The sequence below is a fragment of the Shigella sp. SIG3 genome (assembly GCF_053555855.1).
This window is the reverse complement of sequence record NZ_JBQZXE010000222.1, coordinates 1-1,973: the sequence shown is the minus strand read 5'-3', so window position 1 is coordinate 1,973 and position 1,973 is coordinate 1. Positions and strand designations below refer to the sequence as shown.

Here is a 1,973-nt window from a genome sequence, read left to right as displayed (position 1 = left end):
TCCCACAGGTCTGTCGCCCCTTCAGTTGCCAGTTCGCTGTCTTTACAGACGTAATCTTTTTTCATGCGACCGAAGGCTTCCCTGACAAAATCATCGACCTAGGCTTCATCAACAGGAAGGGTTCCGTTTTTCCGTAACTCATGAAGCGCACGGTTAGCCAGGTATGCCTGGCGTGAGGATCCGGGATAAACGCGGGAGGCGGGCAGCACATCGCTGTTCAGCATTGCCGGTACCTTCTGACAGACTGCATCAGCCCCATCGCCATTACGGTCTTTTTCATCAAATTTATTGACCAGCACAAACAGGCGGCCGACTGACACATCAGCAATGGCATTAAGCTCTTTACGAACCTCCTCATCGGCTTTCGAGTTCATCTGGGTGTAGTCCATCACCGCCAGCACCGCAGAGGCTTTCTGCAGTTGATCCCGCATCATCACTTCCATCTGCGGTTGTCCGGCTTCATTAGGGCCGGGGGTATCCACCAGTGTGAGTGTTCCCTGGCATTCATCCATCCCCACCAGATGGCTGAATTCCACGTCGATCACCGGCAGTTTCTGCACTTCTGCGTATTCATCAAAAGGAAATTCACTCCCCATTGCCGCAGCAAGACGAACCAGATCGTTTAACGATGCCAGTCCGGTAAAGATTCCCTCCTCCCCGTGGTATTCATTTTTGAGCCAGCCATCATCCGTCAGAATATCCAGCAGTTCGCGGGTATCCCCGGTTTGCTGCAGGGTCTGTGCGACCTGCTGTCCTGCCGGGGTGGCGAGTTTTTCCTGCAGTGTGATTAATAAATTGCGGACAGGCTGAATATGTTCCAGATGGAGAACCGGCTCAGTTTTTCCGGGAACGTGGCGGATGAGCGTCGGTACAGAGGTCATGGGGCGGTTACGGTTAGGCAGAATTTCCTGCCCCACAATGGCGTTGATGGTGGTTGATTTGCCTGCTTTCATCGTGCCGACAACAGCCAGCACCATCTCCCTGCGGGCGGTTTTGATTTGTTCGCCCTCCAGCTCCTTAATTCTTTTCAGTGCTTTCTGTTTATCAAAAAGCTGCCCGTTTTCGTTCTTACCGTCAGATAACACATCCGGCTCATCAACCATTTGCCGGAGCAGATTGATGCTCAGTTGCAAAAGCCGGTCGGCTTCATCACAAAGCAGGGTGATGTTCTTTTCGTGCATTATTTAACCTTCCTGAGACGCATTTTCATGACAACCACGGAGGAGGCCATTTACTACAAGCGATCGCTTATAACGATCAATATAATAGAAATGATCGTCATATTCTATTAATATGAAAAACACAACGCAAGGGGGACAACCCGGGTATGGCTGCGTTTGCATTGTGTTTTCATAGAGTTAAAAATCTGTAACGACAACCCGGCACATCACTACCGGGTTAAGAAGAAAATCCAGTTCCATACCGCGCGGGCCACAGAGACCACGGTGTCACGAACGGCGCGCAGGGCCGTACGGACAACAGAGGCAACACAGACACTCTCCGCCGTGTCAAATATCCGGTCCACCGCACCGGTAAACTGTTCACGGGTCTGAGTGCGGACAGACTCCGTGCGCAGTTCGTCCTGCAGGCGTGTCATCAGAGGGATGGCGGCATGTCCGGGAAGCACTGTCATGAGTGCACTGACCGGGGTGACCTCCCCCTGAAACAGTGCATTACAGAGTGAGGATTTACCGGCCCCGCTTTTACCCATAATGCCAGGCACGGGTTCGTGACGGGGGAGTTTGCGCAGATGTTCCAGGATGTGACGGGAAATCGGGTAAGGCAGGGAGGAGAGCGGTTTTTCAATTGCCTCAATGGCATCAGACGGATTCATACATGTATTCCCAGTGAAAAAAGACAAAACCCCGTGCACCGGAAAGGTGGCGGGGGATTCACGGAGATAATATCTTTCTGAAATTATTTTGAATGCAGGTATATGTGGCTGATTTGTATCAGCTAATGAGTACAGGTCT

1 protein-coding gene and 1 pseudogene are annotated in these 1,973 nt (G+C 51.6%); both read right to left on the bottom strand.

The window, feature by feature from the left end; genetic code table 11:
• A pseudogene (locus ACUU1I_RS20330) lies at positions 1 to 1,181 on the bottom strand (dynamin family protein); the annotation flags it as partial.
• Positions 1,182 to 1,390: 209 nt separating this feature from the next.
• Positions 1,391 to 1,834, bottom strand: a complete 444-nt coding sequence (locus tag ACUU1I_RS20325; protein WP_001069642.1) for a hypothetical protein — start codon at positions 1,832 to 1,834, stop codon at positions 1,391 to 1,393.
• Between the last annotated feature and the right edge of the window lie 139 nt (positions 1,835 to 1,973).

Bases quoted from the DNA above. Each gene is read 5' to 3' on its own strand.
- ACUU1I_RS20325 (WP_001069642.1), bottom strand. From the start codon at position 1,834: ATGAATCCGTCTGATGCCATTGAGGCAATTGAAAAACCGCTCTCCTCC.